The organism is Pedobacter sp. (assembly GCF_041645105.1).
In the GTDB taxonomy this organism is placed as follows: domain Bacteria; phylum Bacteroidota; class Bacteroidia; order Sphingobacteriales; family Sphingobacteriaceae; genus Pedobacter.
This window is the reverse complement of sequence record NZ_JBAZQQ010000002.1, coordinates 305964-330988: the sequence shown is the minus strand read 5'-3', so window position 1 is coordinate 330988 and position 25025 is coordinate 305964. Positions and strand designations below refer to the sequence as shown.

Here is a 25025-nt window from a genome sequence, read left to right as displayed (position 1 = left end):
ATTGATACCTTTGCGCCAAATCAAGAAAAAAATCATTCATGGCATTACAATGTGGTATAGTTGGTTTACCAAATGTTGGAAAATCTACATTATTTAACTGTTTATCTAACGCAAAGGCCCAGGCGGCAAACTTTCCTTTCTGTACAATCGAACCGAATATAGGTGTAATTACCGTACCGGACGAAAGATTGACAAAATTAGCAGAATTGGTTAAGCCAAACCGCATTGTTCCAAACACCATCGAAATCGTTGATATTGCAGGTCTTGTAAAAGGTGCATCTAAAGGTGAAGGTTTAGGGAACCAGTTTTTAGGTAATATCAGAGCAACAAATGCAATTATTCATGTGTTACGTTGTTTTGATGATGGAAATGTGATTCACGTGGATGGTTCTGTTGATCCAATCCGCGACAAAGAGATCATTGATACTGAATTACAGTTGAAAGATCTGGATACTGTTACAAAACGTATTCAGAAAGTAGAGAAAATGGCTAAGACTGATAAGGATGCCAAAAGAACTTTCGATATCTTAAGTGTAATTAAAACGCATATTGAGAGTGGTAAATCTGTTCGTTCGGCAGCAGTTTCAGCTGAAGATTTTGAGTATATCCAGGATCTGGGTTTACTTACACAAAAACCCGTAATGTACGCTTGTAATGTTGACGAAGCATCTGTAGTTACAGGAAATGCTTATGTTGACCGTGTAAGAGAGGCTGTAAAAGACGAAAATGCTGAAGTCCTTGTTATTTCTGCTAAAATAGAATCTGAAATTGCTGAGCTTGAAAGTTATGAAGAGCGTCAGGAGTTTTTAGCTGATCTAGGCTTAACTGAATCTGGTGTAAATAAGCTGATTGTTGCGGCTTATCGTTTATTAGATTTATACACTTACTTTACTGCTGGTGTGCAAGAAGTAAGAGCGTGGACAATTACTAAAGGCTTTACTGCCCCTCAGGCTGCTGGAGTTATTCATACTGATTTCGAAAAAGGCTTTATCCGTGCAGAGGTGATTAAATATGAAGATTTTATAACCCTAGGTTCAGAGAATGCGTGTAAAGAGGCAGGTAAATTATCTGTTGAAGGTAAAACATACGTTGTAGCAGATGGCGACATCATGCACTTCAGGTTTAACGTTTAGTAGTGAAAATAAAGCAAGACTCTTCGAAGTCTGGAACCTTTTGCCATGAAGGATGGCAAAAATTCCTATGTCCTCTCTGAGCATGCATTATTTTCTGCGCAAAACGAAGGATAGATCATTTAAAAAAAAGCAAAAGATAAATAGATGAAACAAATTAAGTATATAGTAGCTATAGCAGCAATTACACTTGGCTTTTCTGCTTGTAAAAAAGGTTTTGATGCTGAAGCTCAGTTCGCTGCAGACACAACTGCAATCAGGGCTTATGTAACAGCGAATAACATTCCTGCTGTAAAGGATGATTATGGTGTATTTCATCATGTGATCACACCAGGTTCTGGCTCAGTAAAATACACTGGAAGCAGCTTGGTTACAGTGGATTACTATGGCAAGATATTGTCTGGATCTGAAAATTTTGACAGCAGTAACGGTAGCCCAAGAGAGTTTACACTTGGTGGTTTAATCACGGGTTGGCAAATTGGTATACCTTACATTCAAAAGGGTGGTAAAATCAGACTTTTCATTCCTTCTAAATATGGTTATGGTAATGATTCACAACCAGGTATTCCAGCTAATTCTGTATTGGATTTCACTATTGCTTTATCAGACGTTAAATAGTATAAAGAGAATACTTCATTTAAAGGGCCGATCATTATGAAATGATCAGCCCTTTTGTTTATAACCTATTTTCCTTTCAGATTGTAGTTCATTATGGCTAGAGTAGTACTCCTTTTAAGAAGAACAGCGCCATAGAGAAATAAATGATGAGGCCTGTTACATCCACCAGAGTCGCTACAAATGGCGTAGACGATACAGCAGGGTCGGCACCAAGTTTCTTTAATAGTAGCGGCAGCATAGAGCCCATTAAGGTGCCCCACAGCACCACGCCAATTAAAGAACATCCAACCACCAATCCTATTAATACAGGCTCAGTAAGTGAGCCTGAAAATACTTGCCAAAAAATAATAACAGAGAAACTCAACAAGCATAAAGTCGTACCCAAAAAGACTCCTGAGAAGATCTCCCTGCGCATTACCCGCCACCAGTCTTTAATGGTAATTTCCCCAAGAGCCATTGCCTGAATGATTAACGTTGCTGCCTGTGAACCACTATTCCCTCCACTTGAAATAATTAATGGTATGAATGTAGCCAGGATCACTACTTTTTCAATTTGCTGTTCAAAATTTGACATAGCAAAAATGGTTAACAGCTCTCCAAAGAAAAGTACGATTAACCAAACTACCCTTTTTTTATATAATTGAAATACCGGAACATCAAGGTATGGTTCATCCAAAGCCTGGGTACCCCCTATCTTATGGATATCTTCCGTATATTCTTCATTCGCTATCCATAAAATATCATCAACAGTTACTATTCCAAGCAAAACATGATTGTCATCAACAACTGGTAAAGCCACCCTGTTATTCATCCTAAACACATTAATGGCATCCTCCTGTGGATCATTAACTTTTAATGATATCAATCTATGATCGGTTAATTCACCAATTTTAGCTTCTGGATCAGCAAGCAGGACTTCCCTGATTCGGATATCATCAAGCAATACACCATCCTTATCAATTACATAGATCACATCAATCGTCTCTGAATTTTTTCCGTAACGTCTGATGTGTGCCAATACCCGATTTACTGTCCAATCTTTCTTAACGGCCACATAGTCTGGTGTCATTAATCGACCCACACTATCCTCCTCATACCCCAAAAGTGAAAGAGCCTCTATCCTATCTTTTGCGGGTAACAGGATAATCAATTTCTTTACGGCATCACCTTTTAATTCACTAAATAAAGAAGTCCGGTCATCTGGAGGCAAAAGATTGATTAATTCTGCAAGCTTATTACCCGGAAGTTTCTTAATAATCCTTTCCTGAGTTGGAAAGTCAAGGATCCTGAAAACATTTACCGCTCTTTTAATAGATAGCGTATCAATAAATTTTACTGCATACTGAGGAAGCTCATCTATCAGATGCTCAACATCTGAAATGTTAAGATTATCCAGATAAACTTTTAATTGCGCGTCATCCTCCTGTTCTATCAGTACAACAACCTCTTCAACAACTTCCTCTTCCATATATATGCAATTCTTTTACATCCTCATTCTATTATTCTACAGTTTTGCAAAAGTGCCTTTTATTTTTCAAAAAGCAGCCTTTTCATCAGTATAAATTTGGTTTAACCCTATCCTGGCTCTACATTCACCTTAGCACCTAACTTGATCACCCCAATAACTACCCTGCTCAACAAAGAACACTTTATTTAACCTTCATGCTTTACCAACTCGAATAACCACCCTGCTTGACAAAAAAATCACCTTCTCCAAAGCGACCTCAGGCGCTGTTGCCCTTCAGCAACAGATGCCAGACGCTGAGGAGAATGGTTATTTTTTTCTTTACATTTGAACCCATGATTTCTAAAAACCAAGAAAAACGACCAGCAGCATTAAGTTTTATTTTCATTACATTATTGATTGATGTAATTGGCCTGGCCATAATTATCCCTGTTTTCCCAAAGCTTATTGAGGGACTTATCAATGGTGATATCAGCGAAGCTTCTAAAATTTCTGGTCTTTTACTGGTAGCTTATGCAGTAATGCAATTTTTATGTGCCCCATTAGTAGGAAATCTCAGTGATAAATACGGTCGTCGTCCCGTTCTATTATTTTCACTCCTTGGTTTTGGAATAGACTATCTTTTCCTTGCTTTTGCTCCCACTATAGGTTGGTTATTTCTGGGACGGATTATTGCTGGAATTACAGGAGCAAGTTTTACCACTGCATCTGCTTATATAGCAGATGTGAGTAGTCCAGAAAAAAGAGCTCAGAACTTTGGAATGATCGGAGTTGCATTCGGACTGGGATTTATATTAGGTCCGGTTATTGGAGGCGTATTAGGTAAAATAGATGTACACTACCCGTTTTATGCTGCAGCTGCTCTAGCTTTATTAAATGCAGCTTATGGGTATTTTATTTTACCAGAATCACTTCCAAAAGAACACCGTCGCGAGTTAGACTGGAAGCGTTGCAATCCCTTAGGTTCATTACTTCAATTAAAAAAATACCCATCAGTGATCAGTCTATCGGTATGTCTGTTTATTATTTATTTCGCAGCTCATGCAGTACAAAGCGTATGGACATTCTACACTATGCAGAAATTTAACTGGAATGAAGATACAGTAGGATATTCCTTAGGCTTTATCGGCTTGATGATTGCCATAGTACAAGGCGGACTAATTCGCATTGCAATTCCCAAACTAGGACAAGAACGCAGCATATGGATTGGATTAATGTTATATGCTATAGGTATGGTACTATTTGGCCTGGCCAATCAAGGCTGGATGATGTTTGCTTTTATGGTTCCTTATGCACTGGGAGGAATAGCTGGTCCAGCACTGCAAGGCATTATGACCAACCAGGTGCCCGCAAATGAACAAGGCGAGCTACAAGGTAGTTTAACCAGTTTAATGAGCCTAAGCTCTATCTTTGGCCCCTGGTTTATGACTTATACTTTTTATTATTTCACCAATGCAAATGCTCCGGCATATATTCCGGGCGCGCCTTATTTTGTTGCTGCCGCGTTGATGATGTTAAGTGCAATACTTGCCATGCGCAGCTTTAAAAAGAAATAAAAATATATCAGTCTAAATACATCATATGAAACAGATGATTGTTATATCATTTAATTATGTAATCCCTTTTTCCTCAGATACTCTATTAATTCTTTAGGTCGATCCGTCTGAATCATAGTTGCACCTTTATTGATAACCCAACCCCAGCTTTGTTCTGCTTTATTTTCTTCAACTGCCATATCATCATGATGTCCACCATTCAAACTAGGCCACAACGTATTGATCCAAATCTTTGAACCTGATTTTCTGATAAAACTCAGATCCTTTAACATAGAAATAGTATCTGTATTAAAAACCAGTTCAAATGCTACAGGCTTAAGTTGTTTACTAAAATTGTTAATTACTTCCTTGGCACCGGGCTTAGTAATATTTACAACAGGCATATATATTACATTACTTAATATATCGCCGTGTTCAGAAAGTACCTGATCATACCTTTTTCCACCTTTAATAACCACTTGTTTTGCAGTTCCTGTTTTTTTAACCACTTCATAAGCTTCTTTAAAATGGTTGTACCCTTTATCTATGTTCACCAGGATATTCCCTTTACAAGCATTAAGTGCTTCCTCTAGTGTTGGAATTCTGTGTGATGTTGGCACACCCGCACCATTGCGTAAATACATTTTCTTTATTTCTTCAAGTGTAAAATCACTCACTTTACCTTTACTAGTAGTTGTCCTGTCAAGCTTAGTATCGTGCATTAATACCAACTCTCCATCTTTTGTTTTCTGAATATCAATTTCTACCATATCAACTCCCATTTCTATCACATTTTTTATGGCCTGTACAGAGTTTTCAGGGGCACTACGCCAGTCACCTCTATGTGCAATAACCATTACATTTTTAGACATTGGACTATTAAGGGTTTTCAACAAAGCATCTACTTTCTTTGTACCAGATATGGTTTGTGCTTGTAAAATTTGGGCGAAAAATATACCCAAAAACAATAGAAACTGTTTTTTAAACATTTGTTATAACTTAATTATTTATGAAGTTGATTTAAGCTGGAAAGTTAGTGAAAATTAACATAAGAGAAATATCACCTTACCTCTTTACCCGCGAAATCATATTAAAATTCATATTTGTTAAAAAAAGAATCATAATTTCTGGCACATTATTAGACAATACTTATCAAATACATAAATTATGAAAATGACTTATTTGATTCTTGCAATTGCGACAATTATGTTCACCAGTTCATGTTACACAACAAGAACAGCTGGAAATAGTGGTAAAGTGCCCCCAGGCCAGGCAAAAAAAGGAACCGGTTCAAAGTCGGCCAAACCATTTGCCCCAGGTCAGCAAAAAAAGCATTAATAAAAAAGCTCCTTTTCAGGAGCCTTTTTAGCTTTTCACTATGACATAAAAAGCGTGTGTATTATCAGAATGGTGATAATTTCTTCGTCTAATTTATTGCTTAAGCGTAATCGTTCCTAAACTGGTATTTTGGCCAAGAGCCACATTTACATTTGTTATTGTGCTGTCTTTATAACCTACAACAGGTGCGAATTTCACAGAATAATTCCCTGCTGCAAGTCCACCAACCGTAAATTTACCACTCAAAGGATCTGCAATTGTACCAACCGTATCAGTTCCTGCAATAACCAATACTTCAGGATGACTTAATAAAGGCAATACGGTTCCAGATATTAATCCTGATGTTGCAGCTGTTAATCCTCTCACGACAGGTTTAAGCAAGTACTTTCCATTCCCTGTACTTACAATGGATTTTGCTGCATCGAAATCCAACAATAGTGAATAAGTCACCCCAGGTAACAAAGATGGATTTTCTTTAAGTTTAACTTTCCATCCTGAAGATTGAGCACTTGGAGTTTTTAAATCTTGAGATATACCACCAACAACAATCGTATTTCCTGAATCGTTTAATACCAATCTAATTTCAGTAATCTCCCCACTAGGCATCTCTCCTGAAGCCACTAGGATATCAGGATTACTAGTCCCAATTCTGAAATCTAAAATATTAAAGACATTTGTTGTGGCATCAAAAGCATATGACTTACCTCCTGAAAATAATATAATCTCTTTGACATTCAGATTAATTTCATCAAAATCTCCTGGCGCATCAGTCATTCTTATCTCTACCTTGGTTGTTCCATTAGCAGTACCATTCTTGTCTTTTGTACATCCACTTAGAATAGCCATACCCGCAAAAAATAAAGCGATCCCTAAATAAACAATTCTCTTCTTCATAATTTTAGTTTTAATGTGTATTAACTTTCCGTTATACAAAATTCAAAAATGAAGATGAAATCAACATGAAATATCAAAACTAATTGACACTCGAATTTCATCTTAATTTCATCTTTGGTACGGAGCTTTGTGAACATACTTTATTATATTTACCTAATGGACAGACCATTCATTTTCAAATATTTATTAATGTTTGCCTTTATTTTGGTGCTACCTCTATTAGTACATGCCAACCTATCGTATTCATCTGGTTCCTATTTGCAGGATGAGAAAAAAGATAAAAGCAAGAAAACACCTGATCATAATAAAAAACCGGATAATAAGCAGGAACCCAATCAGCCGGACATACAAAAGGTTCCAAAAGCTCGCAAGCAAGGAAGGCCACCTGTTGTGATTAAACCAAAAATCAAAACAAAGCCAAAGGTTATTCGTCCAAATATTAAAAGACCATAGCGTGTAACCTATGAGATTTACTTTTCTATTAATTCTAATTATCATAACTTCCTTTAATGCGCTTGCGCAACAAGACAGTACTGAAAAAACAACCGTAACATTAGCTACGCTTTATAACAGTAACGTAAGTTATTATGGACAAACTACCAATGAAAAACTTCCCTATGTATTAGGTAATGCAACAGTCCGATTTCCTATCGGCTTGTACTTATCAGCTGGTGCCTATAAGTTGCTAAATTACGGCTCAGGCCTATCCGAAATAGATATTGGCATTGGTTATGATCATAATTTCAACGAGAAGATTAATACAACACTAGCTTATACACGTTCTTTTTTTCCGGCAAATTCCCCCTTGCTACAAGCTTCTAATGAAAATAATATAAACTTATCTATAAATTATGCATGGAAATGGCTTAAAAGCTCACTTAGTACAGATTATGCATTTGGGAAAGAGAATGATATATTCTTGAGTTTAGCACACTCTAAAGAAATCAAAATTGGCAGTTTATTTAATGAGAAAGACTTACTTTCAATAGAACCTACTTTTGAACTTATAGCTGGCACCCGTCATTTTTACGAAACCTACACGATAGAAAAAAGTAAACGTGACAATGCTCATGGAAAGGGAAAAGGCCCTGCATCTCCTGGAAATTCTAATTCCATATCCACCACTACTGTGGCTTCTGAAAGTTTTAATCTATTATCTTACAATTTTAAGCTTCCATTAAGTTTAAGCAGGGCGTATTATATTGCAGAAATTAGTTATCAAATGTCTATTCTGGGTTCTAAAGCCGAAACAGATTTAAAACCTCAACAATCATTTTTTGGTGTAGCCTTTTACTATCAGTTTTAATTTAATTACCTATGAGAGTACTAATCGTTGATGATGAAAAGACAATTGCTTCTGAGATGGTAGCATTTTTAAAAAAAAGCTTCTATTTATGTGATACTGCTCATACATTAAAAGAAGGGCTTGAGCAACTTGAACTAAATAAATACGACTTTGTTTTAATAGACTTAAGTTTACCAGATGGCAATGGATTAAAAATTCTTGAAAGTGCCAAAAAGAATAACCCCGATGCAGCGTATATTATTATATCAGCAAGAACAAATCTAAAAGACAGAGTTAAGGGGCTGGACCTTGGGGCAGATGATTACCTGGCAAAACCATTTTATCTTTTAGAATTGCAATCCAGAATGCAAGCTATTGCGCGTCGCAAGTTCAACATCACCGAAGAGTTATTGTCAATTGGAGAGTTCAATATAGATTTTCAAAAAAGAGTTATCTTATTTAAGGAACAGACAATCGAACTCTCACGCAAGGAATTTGATCTTCTTAGTTATCTTTTACTTCATAAAAACCGTGTCTTAACACGTGTTCAACTTAGTGAACACATTTGGGGCTCTTTTGTGAATGACAATTATGATTCTAATTATATCGATGCCCATATTAAGAATATCCGTAAAAAACTTAATGTATGGGCTGCCACTGAATGGCTGGAAACTGTACGTGGTGTAGGCTATCGAATTAAGAAATAACATGAAATTATCAACCAAACTTACCCTTTTCATTACTAGTTCAAAACTAGTAATAGTCTTGTTATTTGTTCTGACATTACCTTTTCTGGTCAGGCAAATTGCTTCTGAATATACCAACTATACACTAAAACAGCAACGAAAAAAAGTGCTCAGTATAGTGAAAAAAAATGGCTTGGATTATTACTTTCAAGGTGATGACAATTATGGTAGTTATACCATGCTAAAAGAAGAATTTATAGCCCTCCTACCTGTTCATAATAATCTAAAAATAGATGATATTAAAAATTCCCAGCGACTTATAGAAAGCGACACACTTAACTATAGGGTGTTGAGCTACACTTTTAAAGACAAAAACAAAAACTACTTGCTGGAAATTGGCAAAACGACAGCAAGTATTAATCAATATAACAAACCTCTGCAACGTGTTGCCTTATATGTGTTGATCACCCTTATTGCCTTGACAATATTACTTGATCTTACCTTTATAAGGGTGCTGATCCGACCACTTGCAGAAATTATCAATACAAAACTTGTAAACCGAAAATTCCCTTTTAAAGATGGAAAAGAAAGCATTAAAACCAGTACTGCTGATTTTAAATATTTAGACGAGTCTCTTGTAATATTAATGAAACAGATCAATGAAGCTTTCTATAAGGAGCGAGAGTTTACATCCAATGCCTCTCATGAACTGATGACTCCTATTAGTATTCTTCAAAATAAAATGGAGAATTTGCTGACGGATGAAACTCTTGATGAACCATCATTAATGGCCATTTTGGAAATGATGAAAACGGTAGATAGATTAAAGAATATTACCAAGTCTCTATTATTGATTTCCAGAATAGATAATGAACAATATATTAGAAATGATGAGGTTAAACCCATTCTAATATTCAACGAAATCATAGAAGAAATTAGTCATAGGTTAGAGGAAAAACAAGTCCAGATTTTTCTTAATATTTCCGCAGAGTCTACATTAAAAAATGTAAATAAGGACCTATTGTTTCAACTATTTTTTAATCTGGTTCATAATGCCATCAAGTTTAACCGGAACAATGGAAGTATTCATATTAATGATAAATATTTAAATAATGGAAGCTATGAAATCAACATTATCGATACTGGTATTGGAATACCAAAAGCCGATTTGCCGTTTATTTTTGACCGCTTCACAAAAACAAATCTTGAAGGTGATGTGGGCTATGGTTTAGGATTAGCCATTGTAAAAAGTATTGCGGCATACCATCAAATGCAAATTAGTGTTCAATCTGAAATTGGAGAGGGAACAACTTTTAGAATATTATTTTAGAAACCCGTGACATCTTGCCACGGGTTCACTGTTAAACCTCGTTCTATTTATCGCTAACAGATTTTTTTAATATAACAGCAATCGATCTGGTATTCACTTTTCCAATCCTTTTCCCACCTTTAAATGTCGTCGCTTTTATGGTCACTGGTATTTTACTTTTAAAAGTACCAGTATAAAGTTTTGAATCCATTGATGGCTCAGTTCCATCTATTGTATATCTAATTTCCGGTTTGTAATTATAAGCGGCTAAAGAAATATCTGCAGAGGCTGATGCCGTATCTATTTTAGCCTCACACCAAACCGAATAAATGCTCTTCGCATAATTAATATCAGCAGCCTTATACTTAATAAATTCATGTTCCAATCTTCTTGAAAAATCAGTCCAATTTTTTAATGTGCTAGATGTCCATCCTACCTCTGCAACCGCAGCCAATCTTGGGAACAACATATACTCTACAGACTCAGGTGAATGAATATACTCTGTCCAGACATTTGCTTGGACACCTTTGATATATGTCTTCTCTGCATCATTTAATTCAGAAGGAACAGGTTCATAACCATACACTTTTTGGATAGGTAATAAATTACCATAAGCATAAGGTTCCATATGATGCTCTCCCTGATAGTAGTCAAAATACATATAGGTATTAGGACTCATGACTACTTCATGCTTTAATTTTGCAGCAGCTATCCCTCCTTGTGTGCCTCTCCAGGACATTACCATTGCATTAGGAGCTAAGCCTCCTTCTAGGATCTCATCCCATCCTATGATTTTTTTGTTTTTGGTAGCTAGAAATTTTTCTATACGTCTGATAAAATAACTCTGAAGTTCATGCTCATCCTTTAGTCCCTCCTTTTTTATTCTTTCCTGGCATTTTGAACATGCCCTCCATCTATCTTTTGGACATTCATCACCTCCTATATGTATTACATTACCAGGAAAAAGTGCTACAACTTCTGTCAATACATCTTCTAAGAATTTAAAGGTTTGTTCATTACCTGCACAATACACTTCCTTTTCTACTTTCCATTGTCCAGGAATATCAAAAGGCCCACCAGTACAGGAAAGTGCAGGAAAAACAGACAATGCAGCAACAGAATGGCCGGGCATTTCAATTTCCGGGATAACAGTAATGAATTTAGACTGTGCATATTTTACAACATCTTTGATCTGTTCTTGCGTGTAGAATCCCCCATGTGGATTTTTATCCACCCATCTATTACCTCCCCTGGCATACTGGGTTTCAGATCTCCATGCTCCCTTCTGGGTTAATTCTGGATATTTCAAGATTTCAATCCTCCAGCCTTGATCTTCAGTTAAATGCCAATGAAATACATTCATCTTATAAATAGCCATATGATCCATCATTTTTTTGATAAACTCAACCGAATAAAAATACCTTCCTACATCAAGCATTAAGCCTCTCCATCCAAATCTAGGTCTATCATAAACTTTTGTTGATGGAATCTGGTACAATCCGTTCTTTTTACTGATCAGCTGAATAATTGTTTGAATACCATAAAAAACACCTTGTGCATCCTTACTGCAAATTACTACCGAATTAGCGCTGCTATTTAATAGATACCCTTCAGCACCTAATGAATCTATCGCTCCTTTTGTGGTCAAGTTAATAAAGCCATTTTTTACTCCTACTTCCTTCTGCAAAACAGGAAGCTTTAACCCTGTTAATTTATATATATGGGCCGACAATTGATTTCCAGTGGATTTTAAATCAGCATGACCAGGCTCGACATAAATTACAGTTTTATTATTGATATTAAAGCTTCCCTGAGTCCTCTTAAAATATAATGGCTTAGGTATTATTACATTAGTGGTGTCGCTAAAACACATAGCTTCTTTTGCAAAGAATGTGTTCAATAGCATCATTATAATTACAATTCTCATAACTTAATTTTAGTAATGTTCTTATATTTTCTGAAATTTTTTATTTTGTGAAAAGTGAGGTAATTTGCATCATGCTGCCTGTGTGCACCGCAATAAGCATCATCAAAGGCAGTTCTGGATATGAATACAATATCCTTTTTACTAAACAACCAATCTACATATTGAAAGCCATGATGGTCCATGTCATTATGATGAAGGATATACTTATGTATCTGCCAACTTTTAAGATCGGTGGATGAACATAATGCGATCGTATTGCGAATCTTTCCTGTTTCCTTTATTTCCATCAGTTCGGGTGCAATCACATTCGACAGTGTCCAGTATAAATCAGTTTCCTGATCATACCTGACACTAAATTTTTTTGATCCACCAGGAAAATTTATAAAGCCATTATCCCGGTCAAAAAAATTCGATAAACCGTCTTCTGATACTTTAACTAAAGCTGCTTTTTCGGTTCCCTTTATCTGGGTACTAACTCTTAACAAATTCACAATCCGGTCTTGCTTATCCAACAAAGCATTACCCTCCAACCAAGCCATAAACCCGCCCTCTAAATAGGTTGAATCATAAGGTAGACTGTTGGTTTTTCTCCAATTTGATGCTTTCAACAGATCTGCATCTATGGGAATAGAAAACATACTGCTCATAAACATCTTCCCCCAGCCTTTCTGGTTCTTATCGATTTCCTCCACCGCCCTCCACAAATAACCATTATGGATCAGTACCGGCATAGGTGCAGTATGATATTTACCTGCAAATATTAACCCTGAGTTCTCATCAGATGGTTCTGTCCAGGTGTAACCTCCATCTGCAGACTTCCTTATAATAAAATTACCATATTCTTTATCTGTCCCCATCAGATATAATTCTCCACGGACCTCATATAGATTTGACCAGAACTGTCCTTGAATAGTACTTATTTTTCGCCAGGATTTCCCCTTATTTGTTGATTTAAATACTACAGTTACACCTTGTTTTCTTTCAACAGCTCCTGGACCAAAGAAATCATGTGATGCGATATAATCTCCATTCTCCCTAATACATATTGAGGGAGAACCAATATACTTTCCGCTTGAAGCAGGCTGATGAGTAATGATCACCCCCGGTGGTTTTTCAAAATTGACTTTCTGACCATAACCTTGTATGGAGATCAAAAAAAGCACAATTAACAGCAAATTGATTTTTCTTAATTTCATACACTCATTATTTTATAAACTTTGCATAATCTTCAAGCACATAGGATGTAAATCTGTTAGCATCATGAAAGTTGGCCGAACCTCCCCAAGATTCCCGTACTACAAATACGATGTCCTTTTCACTAAAAACAAAATCTACATATTGGTATCCCACTTGTAATAAGGTATCGTCCCAGATATTTAAGTTGTCATCGTAAAGCACCGTTTCTACTATATCCCAATGAAGTAAGTCTTTCGAAGAAACCAGAGACAATACACATCTATGTCCTGCAAAAGTCGTGTCTACACTATTATTCACTAAAGAATAATACCTTTTAGTCCTGTTATCATATTTAATAGAAAACTTTGTATTGCCTCCTGGAAAATCAATAATATCATTCGGGTAATTAAACATTAAACTTTTTCCATCAGGAGAAAGCCTCATTACCGCAGCTTTATCACTATAAGGCCTTGAATTGAACCTGATGAAATTCCATACATTACCATCTGGTGCCTGAACAGCATTTCCTTCCAACCATCCTGGAGCCAAAAAGCGATAAGGTTCTTTCCAGTTTTTATAATCATAGCTCAACTTTTCTGTAGCTGCCCAGCTTTCGGCATTCAAAAGATCTCCATTTTCCGGTGCAGAAATTAAAAACGCTTTCATTTTAGGGAATTCATGTGGGTCATTGTCTTCAAATGCCCTATAAATCCTGCCATTTGCTTTTAACACGGGTGTAGGGGCAGTATGATGATTAGGTGGCCTATCATAAGGTTTTGTACCTCCTTTGAACAGAATCCCAGTCTTACTGTCCAAAGCTTTTGTCCAGCTCAGGCCTTTATCCATACTTTTCCTAATGATAATATCACCCAAACTATTATTTGTTCCTATTAAATAAAGTGCTCCATTATGTTGAAAAAGAGTTGCCCACATGATCCCAGAAAGGGTAGTCTGTAAACGCCAGGATTTTGCACCATCCTCCGATATATAAATATAATTTACAAGGCCGGTTCCACTATTTGTACAACTCGCTATTAACGTTCCATCTGCTAACCTTTCAATACTGGGGTTCGATACGTATTTTTTTTGTGCAGGGTCAAGATACAAAAGCTCTTGTCTTGTCTGTCTTACATTTCTTTTAGGAGCAGGATAGTGATCCGGGAGGAAATAATCAGACATGATGGCAAGACTTTCTTTAGCCGTTTCCTTTTTAAAGCTATCTAAATGATCTCCAAAAACAACTAATTTACCTGATAAACCTTGATAACTTTTCTTATCCAAGACAAGAGAAACTGCATCAACTGGTGCAAACAGCACATCATGTCTGACCAACAATGTCCCACTAATCATTTTTTTTTGATTGTTAAGCATTAAATAGCTATCACCACTTTTCATCATCACATTTCTTTGTTTGCTTTTGATTTTCAGAGCGCCCATCTTCTGATCCCAGTTTACTTCAGCATTAAACCTTTTGGCAACAAAAGAAATCGGAACATAAAAAAGCTCTTTTTCAACAAATGGCGACACCAAATCATTATGATCGTCGATAAAATATCTTTTATCGTCAGCAATTGCATGATTTTTGCCTGCATACAGGCCAACATTGTTTTTCATTAATGTCTTAATTGTATTTACCTTTTTTCGTTCCAAATCCTGAGGACTCACTAAATCCGGATTCAAATCTGGTCTTGCCAATGCATATATTTCCGAACCACTTAATTTCCTACGATATAACCTGACTTCATCAACACCTCCGTTAAAACTGAAATTCCTTCCTTTAAAACCTCCAATAAAATCATTTGTATATTGCTTTTCGGTTACATAATTATTCCCTGTAAAATCCGGTTGTTTACCTACTTTTACACCCATTTTTTTACCATTTACATACAGAACAAATTCCTTGTTTGTATAATCAATCATTGCAACAAGATGTACCCAGATCCCTGAAAAAGTATAATTAAATCCATTTGATTTATACGACTCTGTTGAAGTACTTCTGCCTCCTATCCTTAACTCTCCTTTCGGAGCTAGATAAACACAAAAACCAGCTCCAGCACCATTAAACGTATTAAAGATATCGTACCGAAGATCTGGATGATCTGTATTCTTTACCCAGCATGACAGTGTAATCTGACTGGCACCATTTAACTTATCTGAAAGCTTCTTTCCAAGGTCTATATATCCATTTGAAGTTGACACAAAATGAGCAGCACTTTTATACTTACCTGGCCCCCAAGATACTTCAGTTAATACCCCATTAACATTAGAGGGACTACTATCTGAAATCTGAGTTCCATTTCCCTCATCCATAGACCAATGACCAACCAAACCATGTTGTAAACTGAGGGGAAGTTCTTGCCCATATGTTGTTACATAACACATACAGGCAATAACTCCTTTTATTATTTTTTTAATGTTCATTATTTATAGTTTAATAACATCTGATTTCGAATACTCTAGCCAATTTATCACCATGTGTTTTTTGTACAGTAATGCGCAGACTATCAGCTTTTACAATAGGGAACTGATGGATAAACTTTCTCAGATAATTATCCTTTACTAAAGTTTTGTAGACCGATTTCCCTTGATGAGTAAGCTCAATTAAAAAATCGGAGACAGTTTCGGGTTGGGGTCCTCTTACCTGATCTTTCAAGACTACTTTTTCGCCTGAAATCCTTAAAAAGCGATGTAATCCGGTATCAAATGTACATTCTACCTGAGAAAGTGAAACCCCTTGATTCCAGTCCAACGCAATCCATGGACTTACACTTCCCATTTCGGCTTGCCATTGATGAAGATTTCCGTCTTTGATTTCTCTGTTGATTCCATCAATTACACGAATAGCTTTACCTTTTTCGGTTTCAGAAGAAGCTTTAACATTTGCCTTTCTTGCTAAATCCTTTTCATCTGTATTGACTACTCCCAGAATTGGTTGATCCTGACGTAGTAGTATCTGTTGAAGTTCAGCTATTTTACCTCTCTCCGCACACAATTTAGCTGGTGTTATATTTTGGCGGATACAATAATTTATTGCTGTACCAACAGCTTGTCCAATAGCCGCACAAGTTGCCATAACCCGGGTAGAAGACAATGCAATATGCGACACACTAATATTTCTTCCTGCCATCAGTAAATTATCAAAGCTCTTACTATATAATGACCTCATTGGGATAGAATACGGACCTTTTAACGCTACTGCCCTAAAAGGCTTTGCATTGGTATCATCCATACCTTTAGGCAAATGATCATCTAAAGCCCAACCACCATAAGCAACCCGATCGTACAGATTTTCCGGGAACTGTACATCTTTTTGTACCATAATGTAATCACCAGTGATTCTTCTGCTTTCTCTTTTTCCCGGCACCGCACCAAACCACGAAAGAGCCCATTTGGCAGATTCAGGATGATTCCCTGAATTTTTAATGTAATCCCATACCCCAAACAAAACCGCCATTAGATCTTCTCTGATTTTTTGGCCATCCTTGATAATCTCTTCCGTTCCACCCAATTCTAACCACCAATAGCCATATTCGAATGAAGTAATTTTACGATGTTCAAAATCTTTAAAAGTATATTTCCTTGCCCATGAAGGCGCAATAAATGGCATGGTTCTATCATGCTCTTCTGCCATAAACAACAAGCTATTACCCATCGTTATTTCATCGGGCTTTTCATGTCCCAATGATTCATTCCATTTAGATTTTGCCTCCCTACCTGTCATAAACTCGGCACCTGCCAAAGCAGCCATAGTTCCATCACCAGTGCAATCCACATAATACTTTGCCTTAATATGATATAGTTCTTCTGTTTGCGAACAATAAGATTTAACGTTCGTAATCTGCCTGTTTTTTGTTTCAACATCAAAGACACTTGCATCAAATAAGATAGTAATATTAGGCTCTGATATCACTTTATCATATAAAACATAATCAAAAATCTCATATGATTTCTGCGGATTTGTTACCGCTTCTGTAAGCATCAACTCCTCTAATATTCCCGTTTCCCGCCATACCTGTCTCAAAACACTGGCACCTGAAATATGCATTCTTATTTCGCTGCTGGCATTTCCTCCGAATCTTGATCTGTTATGTACAAGCACAACTTTAGATCCATTTCTTGCAGCCGCTAAGGCTGCACAAACTCCAGACATTCCTCCACCAGCCACCACTACATCTGTGGTTAAATTACGTATTGTATAAACCTCTGGAGGGCCAAATGTGCTGATTTTCTCTTTCGTGTTTTCTCCACTAAAGGCAATTGCAGGATTAATTAAAAAAGCTCCTGAGCTTAACCCCATTACCTTTAAAAAATTACGTCTATTATCTTTCATTATTACAATGTTTTATTTGGTTTAATTACTTGTTACAGTCCCATTAAAAAATCTGTAGCAAATTGTACTACTTCAGGTTTCGGGGCATTTAACAGCATTTTCATTTCATTCATGAAGCTCTTTCTCATAGTGCTTCGGTTTCTATCTAAAATTTTAAATGTTAAGGCTAATTGTACTGGTGTTAATATTGGAATAGCCTTTATAATATCCTTGAGTGTTGCAGAGCTTAACTGCTGTTTTGGTAAATTTTCAAGGATACTTATTCTTACAGGATTACTGTATTGATCAAGTCGTTGTAGCACGCTCTGCTGGAAACTTTCTCGGCCCCATATTTCTATTGGTAATTTGGAAAGTGCATACAATGGTATATAAGCATCTTTGTCTGAGATAAGTCTGATCAGTTCTTCCTCAAATTTTTCTACTTTATGATCAGGAATATATTCGATTAAAAAAAACTTATACACCTTACGATCAGACAGAAGTAATCGCTTAGTTTCTGCATCAGTAAACACATTCTTTTTAGAAAATTCAAGCATGGCCTTTTTGATATCACCATTTACAAAATGCCACAGTGTATATACTGTATACACTGCCCCCTGTACTACTGCTCCTTCAAAAGTTGGATTTGTAGCTCCTGTTACAGCATCTACTTTAATTTGTGAAACAACTTTAATGCTTGTATCGACCAGATCATTCATGCCATAATCTCTAAGCAACGAATTCGTATCGGAAAGAATTTCATAAAGTTTACGATGATCTTCTTTTGTCAGTTCGACATGATCAAACTTTGTTAATTCGTTACCTTTGGCAACTTTATAATCCACAAAATTTCCAAGCAGATCCCAATAAATATCAATATTGATCGGCCTGCATAAACTATCTGAGCACACATTTCCAGATAAATTAGCCATGTAAAGCTCATTTTCTCCTGCCTGATTACGCAGCAAATGAACCCTGACCTCAGCATCTTCAGTTCGATAATTAAAGCCATCCACTTTATGGACTGCCAGATCACTTAACTGTGCAAATGACCCCAGGCTATTCATCGCTAAAAAAAGCCAAAATCCTATACTCTTTAACAGCATAACTCTCACCATCATTTTCCCTGCAACGTTCTTAATAAACGTTAATTTCGAGTTCTTTAACTACCATTTTTTCATCGTATACATTTGCATTTTTCATAACAAAAACAGCTTTGTATTTCCCGGCTTTGCTATAGGTATAATTGTAAAATTTTAAATCAGGATCTTCCACTGTTTTAACCGAGATGGGTTTATCTGGTCCCAGATCTATCTGTTTCTCAATCGTCAGTCCTTTAGTTATAGCATATGCCTCGGTAGTGATCTCATTATCCCTGGCGTTAGCAATAAAGTTTACATAAGTAGGTAACAGGGACGCCCGGCCGGTTTCATAGTTATCCGAAAGTACCAGATTCAGTCCTGCTGTACTGTGTGTTGCTAAAGCAATACTATTTCCATTCGTAACAGACTCCAGCAGGTAGCTTTGGATTCGCCATATATTAAATCTCCCATAAGCAGTAAATGGTTTAGTCGTATACTTAAAAGCGAAATAAGTTGTTTTTTTACTATCGATATAATTGGTAACATCTATTTTTCCAGATGGCACGTAAAGCCTATTGTCCGAATGCTGTGCAATCCTGAATTTATCCGTGATATCAGTCCAGTTAGCTGCATTTATCTGTTGCAAATTATAATTTCCATCAAAATCATTGGAGGTTAAAATTGACAATTGATTTTCTTGGGTACCGTCGAGGATCTGAGAATTAAAAGACATCAGTATTTCAGCATCTTTTGTTCTTCCCTCTTTAAAAGAATAATCCGATCCAATCTCTCCTGAATAAAAATAAATGAAATCAGAAGTACCTGATAAATTAAATTTAACCTCATCCCCGGCCTTAACATTTACAGATTCAGCTTGAATCTCCAGAGCAGGACTATTTATAACTACCTCCTTTTTACAAGACGACAGGGCTATTAAAAAGCCCATATACAATAAATATTTCTTCATCATTTAAAATTTTGAATTGTGTTTTTACCAGCCTTTATTTTGTACCAGATTAGGATTAACACCCATCTCATGAGCTGGAATAGGCCATATTACATCTCTTCCAGTGGCATTGGTATAATAGATCAATGCATTATTCCTGTCTGTAAAAGCAGGTGCAGTTAAGGTTTCAGTTCTACATACTCCCATTCTTTCCTCAAAAATTCCCCACCTTACCAAGTCGCCTTTTCTCAATAGCTCAAAAGACAGTTCCCTTGCTCTTTCCTTCTGAATGTAATCTTTAAATGAAACCTTGTCTACAATCCCATCACTTGCAGAAATTTCAGCATCCTGAATGGTTGTCAATACCACCTTGGCCGTGGCGCCACTTCCAACACCTGTAATTGTTATTGTAGGCACTGTAGAATATTTATTACCAGGATTGCTGATATTAATTGCTGTGATTTTACCTCCAGAAACAGTTGCAGTAGCTAAAGCACCAGAGCCACCTCCACCCAAGATGGTCACAGTTGGTGCAGTGGTGTAACCTGTTCCGCCATTCAGTATTTCAATTGTTTTAACACTTTCAGAAGTACTCCCGGCCCCATTTAAATTTTTGCCATAACCTCGCCTTCTTACCTGGTTCACATATTCTATGGATGTTGTAGTTGGCCCATTTATTTCATTATCAGCTTCAGCATACATTAATAAAACATCAGAATAACGCAACAAGGGGAAATTAATGGAAGTATATCCATCTACCTTTGGTGTTAAAGTTTCTTTCTCTCTTCTAAACTTGCCAACACAACGCTGACTGATCTCTGTTACCGTATGATTTGTCTTAACCGCAGGGTTTGTACTGCTGTATTTAAATGGAGCGATTGACCAATCTCTTCTCAGATCATAAGAATATAGCTTTTCCGGAGAATCATATAGCTTATAAAAATAAATGCTAGGATGTGTATACCCAACAGCATAACCAATGCTCGGATCTGTTGAAGTATATCTGATTCCGTTACCACGACCAACCATTCCGCCATTTAAATAAGGTCCTATGCTATTATTTCCCCAAAACTCAACTTCCCAGATACTTTCCTTATAATCATATTTATCCTGTGCGTAATTGATAAATACCTCTTCATAAGAATCATTTAACTGATGCGTCCCTGAATTGATCACTTTCTCCGCCCATTCTTTTGCCTTATCAAACTTGCTATGATCATTAACAGGATTTCCTGCCATATGCAAACATACTCTAGCCATAACACCCCATACAGCAGATTTGCTCACCTTTCCTCCGAAACCTATACTTTGTATATCTTCCACCAGGTTTGAAGCAGTCTCCATATCCCTAAGAATCTGCTCATAAACTTCTTTGGCAGGGGTAGCTGGCAAATGCAGACTCTCGACAGAAGAGGATGCAGGTGTCTTTAACACCATAGGTACATTACCGAAATAGCTAACCAACATAAAGTAAAAGTAACTTCGTAAAAACAAGGCCTGTCCTTTAATAACACCTCTTTTTGTGGCGTCCATGTTTGGCTTATCAATATTGTCCAGCATTAAATTTGCTTTATTTATGCCTACATACAACTCTTTCCAAAAGGCTTCTATTTTAATATCGTTGGCCGATACATTATAACCACCAACTGTTGCTAGTTCATTAGTAAAAGCATTAAACCCCTCATCAGCCTCTATTCCCATCCGCCCTAGCATATAGTTACCGTACAGATTTGAGCTCTTTAAGGTAGCATATACACCGTTTAACGCAGTCTGTAATTGAGCTTCTGTCTCATAATAGTTTTTCGGACTTAAAAAGTCTTTAGGTGTAGTATCCAAAAACTTTTCGCATGATGTGAGTACCAGCCCAAAACACAATAAGGGAGCTATAAAAAATAATTTTCTCATCTCTAAATATTTTATCTATTGATTCCTCTATTTATTAAAGTGATACTTTGATACCAAAAGTGATCGCCTTCTCTCTTGGGTAAGCTGAATAATCGTATCCAGGTGTGAGTGTTGAATTTTGAACAGAGACCTCAGGGTCCATTCCCGAATAATTGGTCCAGGTATGTAAATTCTGGGCCGACAAATACGTTTCAATACTTTTCAATTTCAGCTTTTTATTAATCTGCTCCGGTAAGCGATAAGACAGAGAAACCGTCTTTAGACGCAGATAAGACCCATCTTCTATTAGCCTGGATGAAAACATACCAGTAGGACCTTGTCCACCAGGTCTGAAATATTTATTCCCTGGGTTCTCCGGAGTCCATCTATCTACATAAGTCGCATATTGGTTTAAATTGCTCCGGTTATAAGCATTCCCCTCGAACATATCTCGATTGGCATTAAAAATATCATTGCCATATGACCATTGAAAAAATACATTCAGCGACAAGGATTTATAGGTGAAATTATTATTGAATCCACCAATATGAATAGGAATAGCACGCCCGATATATACACGGTCCTTGTCATTAACAATTCCATCTGCATTAAAATCCTTATACTTAATATCTCCAGGCTTGATATTCTGCCGAGGAGTACCATTAGATGCGACGTTTGATTTCAATTGATAAGTGCCACCTGATAAGACATCAAAATCTTCAACCTGATAATTACCTAGCCATTCATAACCAAAAAACGTTGCTGCAGGGCCACCAACTTTGGCCAGGAACAATTGTGCTTCAGTATAACTTGCAGGAAAGTTTACAGACGAGATTAAGGTTTGCTGTCCCTCCGCTAATTCAAGTATTTTATTGTTGTTAAATGCGATGTTAAAATCACTTGACCATTCAAAATTCTTAGTCTTAACATTTACTGTGCTTAAAGAAAGCTCAATTCCCTGATTTCTTACTTTACCAATATTTTTCAGAATTTTACCATATCCGGTACTATAAGGAACAACAGCATTCAATAATAAATCATTGGTGTTTTTTCGGTATAAATCTACAACCAGGTTAACTCTGTTTTTAAAAAAGGAAATGTCATAACCAATATCAACTTGCGCTGTACTTTCCCATTTTAAATCTTCGTTACCATAGGTAGTTGGCAGGATGCCATTTGATGGAATTTCGTTGTTATAGGAATAGTAATTGTTGTAGGGCATTGTTAAGGAGGACAGATATGGAAAATCTGTTACTCTATTATTACCGGTAATTCCATAACTAACTCTGAATTTAGCATCTGATATAAAATCTGAACTTTTCATAAAATCTTCTTTCCCCATATTCCAGGCAAAAGCGGCTGATGGAAAATATCCCCACTTATGTCCCTTTGCAAACTTTGAGGAAGCATCGGCCCTGAATGATGCAGTAAACAAATACTTAGATTTATAGTTGTAATTTACCCTTGATAAAAAAGAGACTAAGGTATTTTCAGAGTCCAATGAAGCAAGGGAAGTCAGTTCCCCTTGGTCCAAACCACTAATTCCTAGCTCTGGGTTCGGAACACGCTGAGCTTCGTAACCGTTACGTTTATACTTATTAGACTGAAAAGTAACACCACCAACAACATCCAGAAAATTGTTTTTATTGATCTGATTTTTATAGGTCAATATATTTTCATTTACCCAGGTGTTTAAGTAGGTATTATATATTGAACCGTTTACACCTCTTGTATTATCAGGAAAAGGATACCCTCTTGAAGTCAACTCATTATAAAAAGATTCATTCAACAATGTCCTATTATTTACTCCCCCTCGTATGGCAAGATCAAAGTTTTTAGAAATGCTGTAATTTATTCTGGCATTGGCAAAGAGTGTACTTGTTGTTTGTTTTCTTATTTCATTTTTCGCAGATAAGTAAGGGTTAAAACGAGAATCGTTGGCCGATTCGTCAATAGGGTTTTCTTCTAGATCAGTCCCCTCTGTAGGAATTGGTCTATAGCCCCATATCTGATACATTAAATAAGTTGAATAAGCCTGTCCACTAGTCGATCTCGATGAGGAAACAGGTTGTCCATAACTCTTCTCACTACTTGTATTCAGGTTAACGAACAACCTTAACTTTTTACTTATCCGTTGATCCAATAGAAACCTACCTTGATAACGATTATACCCCGAATTCACAATTACTCCCTCTTGATCAAAAATTGACCCTGAGATAGAATATTTTGTTTGATCGGTACCTCCTGAAAGTGAAAGGTTATGAATCTGTAAAGGTGCAAGGCTAAACATCTTATCTTGCCAATCAATAGGCTTAATCTGATGATAATCATCCAAAACTCTATTCGGACCAGTGAGGTATGTGGAAGTTGCAATTGCCGGATTGATCTCTAATTGGTATTTAACGAAGTCATAAGCACTCATTAAATCCATTTTATTAGTGACATCCTGGAAACCAATTGAACCATCATAAGATAAAACAGGAAGTCCTATTTTTCCTTTTTTGGTTTCTACTACGATCACACCATTTGCACCTCTGGATCCATATATAGCTGTGGCAGAAGCATCTTTTAACACTGTGACAGATTCAATATCCTTCGGATTCAATACAGAACTTATGGCATCTTCAACAGGAAATCCATCTATCACATATAGTGGTGAATTAGATTGTGTTAATGAATTACCCCCTCGGATTACAATATTCATTCCCCCTCCAGGCTGACCTTCATCAGAACTTACCTGTACGCCGGCAATCCTACCTGCAAGTGCCTGTTCCATAGTTGCAACGGGAGCCTTGGCTAAATCTTTCATATTGACTTCCCCAACCGATCCTGTAAGATCACCTTTCTTTACAGTTCCATATCCAACAACAACAACTCCATCAAGTGCTGTGCTTTCCTCCTTCAAAACAACATTGATAATAGTGTTGTTCATCACAACCTTTTCATAGGAAGTAAAACCGAGATATTGGAACAACAAAACAGCCTTTTCATCAAGTACATTTAATTTATACTTGCCATGCTGATCTGATGCCGTTGCAATCTGTGTACCTTTAATTCGGACACTTACTCCTTGAATCGGAATTCCATTTCCATCAGTTATTGTTCCAGTTATGCCTATAATCCTACTGCTTTTTCTGATTTCTTTTTTAGGCTTAACGACGATGGTTTTGTTTTTTATAGTGTAATCCAAAGGCTGATTGGCAAAAGAAAATTTGAGGACCTCTTCTAATGTCTCTTTGTTAAATCTTGCATTTACAGGTTTAGCAACCTTTAGTTCTTCAGCATCATAAAAAACATTAAAATCCGTCTGGGACTCAACTTCTTTTAAGATTTGCTTAAGCGTAGCTTCTTTATTTGTGAATGTTATCCTTTGGGCAAAGGTCTTCATACTCACACTAGTAAAAGCAAAAAACAATGCAATTGGCACAAAATTACTGCACC

The 25025-nt window shown here is 36.6% G+C and carries 19 protein-coding genes; 8 read left to right on the top strand and 11 right to left on the bottom strand.

The window, feature by feature from the left end; translation table 11 throughout:
• Positions 1-38 precede the first annotated feature (38 nt).
• Both ychF and WC623_RS07580 read left to right on the top strand, forming a co-directional pair.
• Positions 39-1133 (top strand): redox-regulated ATPase YchF, encoded by a 1095-nt coding sequence (gene ychF / locus WC623_RS07585; protein WP_372849577.1) that lies wholly within the window; start codon positions 39-41, stop codon positions 1131-1133.
• 144 nt (positions 1134-1277) lie between these two features.
• A complete protein-coding gene (locus WC623_RS07580) occupies positions 1278-1748 on the top strand; it encodes an FKBP-type peptidyl-prolyl cis-trans isomerase (RefSeq protein WP_372849573.1) in 471 nt (156 codons plus the stop codon).
• Positions 1749-1845: 97 nt separating this feature from the next.
• Here the strand turns inward: WC623_RS07580 and mgtE are convergent, their stop codons facing one another.
• Positions 1846-3216 (bottom strand): magnesium transporter, encoded by a 1371-nt coding sequence (gene mgtE, locus WC623_RS07575; RefSeq protein WP_372849571.1) that lies wholly within the window; start codon positions 3214-3216, stop codon positions 1846-1848.
• 332 nt (positions 3217-3548) lie between these two features.
• On the opposite strand from mgtE, the gene WC623_RS07570 reads away from it, so the two are divergent.
• Positions 3549-4769 (top strand): TCR/Tet family MFS transporter, encoded by a 1221-nt coding sequence (locus WC623_RS07570; protein ID WP_372849569.1) that lies wholly within the window; start codon positions 3549-3551, stop codon positions 4767-4769.
• A 50-nt stretch (positions 4770-4819) separates the two neighbouring features.
• Here WC623_RS07570 and WC623_RS07565 read toward each other — a convergent pair whose 3' ends face one another.
• Positions 4820-5737, bottom strand: a complete 918-nt coding sequence (locus tag WC623_RS07565; RefSeq protein ID WP_372849567.1) for a glycerophosphodiester phosphodiesterase family protein — start codon at positions 5735-5737, stop codon at positions 4820-4822.
• Between the two features lie 178 nt (positions 5738-5915).
• Here WC623_RS07565 and WC623_RS07560 point away from each other — a divergent pair, with 178 nt between their 5' ends.
• Positions 5916-6086 (top strand): quinol oxidase subunit 4, encoded by a 171-nt coding sequence (locus WC623_RS07560; RefSeq protein WP_372849565.1) that lies wholly within the window; start codon positions 5916-5918, stop codon positions 6084-6086.
• 93 nt (positions 6087-6179) lie between these two features.
• On the opposite strand, the gene WC623_RS07555 is transcribed toward WC623_RS07560, so the two are convergent.
• Complete coding sequence (locus tag WC623_RS07555; protein WP_372849563.1) at positions 6180-6980, bottom strand: DUF4382 domain-containing protein; 801 nt, start codon at positions 6978-6980, stop codon at positions 6180-6182.
• 189 nt (positions 6981-7169) lie between these two features.
• Between WC623_RS07555 and WC623_RS07550 the strand changes: the two genes are divergently transcribed.
• The 4 genes from WC623_RS07550 to WC623_RS07535 are packed head-to-tail and all read left to right on the top strand — an operon-like array spanning position 7170 to position 10281.
• Positions 7170-7433 carry a hypothetical protein gene (locus tag WC623_RS07550; protein ID WP_372849561.1) on the top strand — a complete coding sequence of 88 codons (264 nt, stop codon included), beginning with the start codon at positions 7170-7172 and terminating at the stop codon, positions 7431-7433.
• Positions 7434-7443: 10 nt separating this feature from the next.
• Complete coding sequence (locus tag WC623_RS07545) at positions 7444-8286, top strand: hypothetical protein (RefSeq protein WP_372849559.1); 843 nt, start codon at positions 7444-7446, stop codon at positions 8284-8286.
• A gap of 11 nt (positions 8287-8297) precedes the next feature.
• The gene (locus WC623_RS07540; protein ID WP_372849557.1) at positions 8298-8972 is read left to right on the top strand and encodes a response regulator transcription factor; all 675 of its coding nucleotides are present in this window, start codon (positions 8298-8300) and stop codon (positions 8970-8972) included.
• A 1-nt stretch (position 8973) separates the two neighbouring features.
• The gene (locus WC623_RS07535; protein ID WP_372849554.1) at positions 8974-10281 is read left to right on the top strand and encodes a sensor histidine kinase; all 1308 of its coding nucleotides are present in this window, start codon (positions 8974-8976) and stop codon (positions 10279-10281) included.
• 43 nt (positions 10282-10324) lie between these two features.
• Here WC623_RS07535 and WC623_RS07530 read toward each other — a convergent pair whose 3' ends face one another.
• The 8 genes from WC623_RS07530 to WC623_RS07495 are packed head-to-tail and all read right to left on the bottom strand — an operon-like array spanning position 10325 to position 24972.
• Positions 10325-12187, bottom strand: coding sequence for a beta-N-acetylhexosaminidase (locus WC623_RS07530; protein ID WP_372849552.1), 1863 nt, complete (start codon positions 12185-12187; stop codon positions 10325-10327).
• Positions 12184-13383 (bottom strand): sialidase family protein, encoded by a 1200-nt coding sequence (locus WC623_RS07525; RefSeq protein WP_372849550.1) that lies wholly within the window; start codon positions 13381-13383, stop codon positions 12184-12186. The genes WC623_RS07530 and WC623_RS07525 overlap by 4 nt, the downstream gene beginning before the upstream one ends.
• Before the next feature lie 7 nt (positions 13384-13390).
• Positions 13391-15784, bottom strand: a complete 2394-nt coding sequence (locus tag WC623_RS07520; protein WP_372849548.1) for a LamG-like jellyroll fold domain-containing protein — start codon at positions 15782-15784, stop codon at positions 13391-13393.
• Positions 15785-15794: 10 nt separating this feature from the next.
• Positions 15795-17693: an FAD-dependent oxidoreductase gene (locus WC623_RS07515; protein ID WP_372849546.1), complete on the bottom strand. Its 1899-nt coding sequence runs from the start codon at positions 17691-17693 to the stop codon at positions 15795-15797.
• Positions 17694-17725: 32 nt separating this feature from the next.
• Positions 17726-18793: a hypothetical protein gene (locus tag WC623_RS07510; RefSeq protein WP_372849544.1), complete on the bottom strand. Its 1068-nt coding sequence runs from the start codon at positions 18791-18793 to the stop codon at positions 17726-17728.
• 16 nt (positions 18794-18809) lie between these two features.
• On the bottom strand, positions 18810-19724 hold the full coding sequence (locus tag WC623_RS07505) for a DUF5017 domain-containing protein (protein ID WP_372849542.1): 915 nt from the start codon (positions 19722-19724) through the stop codon (positions 18810-18812).
• A 21-nt stretch (positions 19725-19745) separates the two neighbouring features.
• Positions 19746-21605, bottom strand: coding sequence for a RagB/SusD family nutrient uptake outer membrane protein (locus WC623_RS07500; RefSeq protein WP_372849540.1), 1860 nt, complete (start codon positions 21603-21605; stop codon positions 19746-19748).
• A gap of 34 nt (positions 21606-21639) precedes the next feature.
• Positions 21640-24972, bottom strand: coding sequence for a TonB-dependent receptor (locus WC623_RS07495; RefSeq protein ID WP_372849538.1), 3333 nt, complete (start codon positions 24970-24972; stop codon positions 21640-21642).
• Positions 24973-25025: the final 53 nt, after the last annotated feature.

Excerpts from the sequence above, each read along its gene's own strand:
- ychF (WP_372849577.1), top strand. The coding sequence starts at position 39 with ATGGCATTACAATGTGGTATAGTTGGTTTACCAAATGTTGGAAAATCT.
- WC623_RS07565 (WP_372849567.1), bottom strand. The coding sequence starts at position 5,737 with ATGTTTAAAAAACAGTTTCTATTGTTTTTGGGTATATTTTTCGCCCAA.
- WC623_RS07535 (WP_372849554.1), top strand. The coding sequence starts at position 8,974 with ATGAAATTATCAACCAAACTTACCCTTTTCATTACTAGTTCAAAACTA.
- WC623_RS07530 (WP_372849552.1), bottom strand. The coding sequence starts at position 12,187 with ATGAGAATTGTAATTATAATGATGCTATTGAACACATTCTTTGCAAAA.
- mgtE (WP_372849571.1), bottom strand. The coding sequence starts at position 3,216 with ATGGAAGAGGAAGTTGTTGAAGAGGTTGTTGTACTGATAGAACAGGAG.
- WC623_RS07545 (WP_372849559.1), top strand. The coding sequence starts at position 7,444 with ATGAGATTTACTTTTCTATTAATTCTAATTATCATAACTTCCTTTAAT.
- WC623_RS07540 (WP_372849557.1), top strand. The coding sequence starts at position 8,298 with ATGAGAGTACTAATCGTTGATGATGAAAAGACAATTGCTTCTGAGATG.
- WC623_RS07550 (WP_372849561.1), top strand. The coding sequence starts at position 7,170 with ATGTTTGCCTTTATTTTGGTGCTACCTCTATTAGTACATGCCAACCTA.
- WC623_RS07520 (WP_372849548.1), bottom strand. The coding sequence starts at position 15,784 with ATGAACATTAAAAAAATAATAAAAGGAGTTATTGCCTGTATGTGTTAT.
- WC623_RS07510 (WP_372849544.1), bottom strand. The coding sequence starts at position 18,793 with ATGATGGTGAGAGTTATGCTGTTAAAGAGTATAGGATTTTGGCTTTTT.
- WC623_RS07580 (WP_372849573.1), top strand. The coding sequence starts at position 1,278 with ATGAAACAAATTAAGTATATAGTAGCTATAGCAGCAATTACACTTGGC.
- WC623_RS07525 (WP_372849550.1), bottom strand. The coding sequence starts at position 13,383 with ATGAAATTAAGAAAAATCAATTTGCTGTTAATTGTGCTTTTTTTGATC.
- WC623_RS07500 (WP_372849540.1), bottom strand. The coding sequence starts at position 21,605 with ATGAGAAAATTATTTTTTATAGCTCCCTTATTGTGTTTTGGGCTGGTA.
- WC623_RS07515 (WP_372849546.1), bottom strand. The coding sequence starts at position 17,693 with ATGAAAGATAATAGACGTAATTTTTTAAAGGTAATGGGGTTAAGCTCA.
- WC623_RS07495 (WP_372849538.1), bottom strand. The coding sequence starts at position 24,972 with ATGAAGACCTTTGCCCAAAGGATAACATTCACAAATAAAGAAGCTACG.
- WC623_RS07560 (WP_372849565.1), top strand. The coding sequence starts at position 5,916 with ATGAAAATGACTTATTTGATTCTTGCAATTGCGACAATTATGTTCACC.
- WC623_RS07570 (WP_372849569.1), top strand. The coding sequence starts at position 3,549 with ATGATTTCTAAAAACCAAGAAAAACGACCAGCAGCATTAAGTTTTATT.
- WC623_RS07505 (WP_372849542.1), bottom strand. The coding sequence starts at position 19,724 with ATGATGAAGAAATATTTATTGTATATGGGCTTTTTAATAGCCCTGTCG.
- WC623_RS07555 (WP_372849563.1), bottom strand. The coding sequence starts at position 6,980 with ATGAAGAAGAGAATTGTTTATTTAGGGATCGCTTTATTTTTTGCGGGT.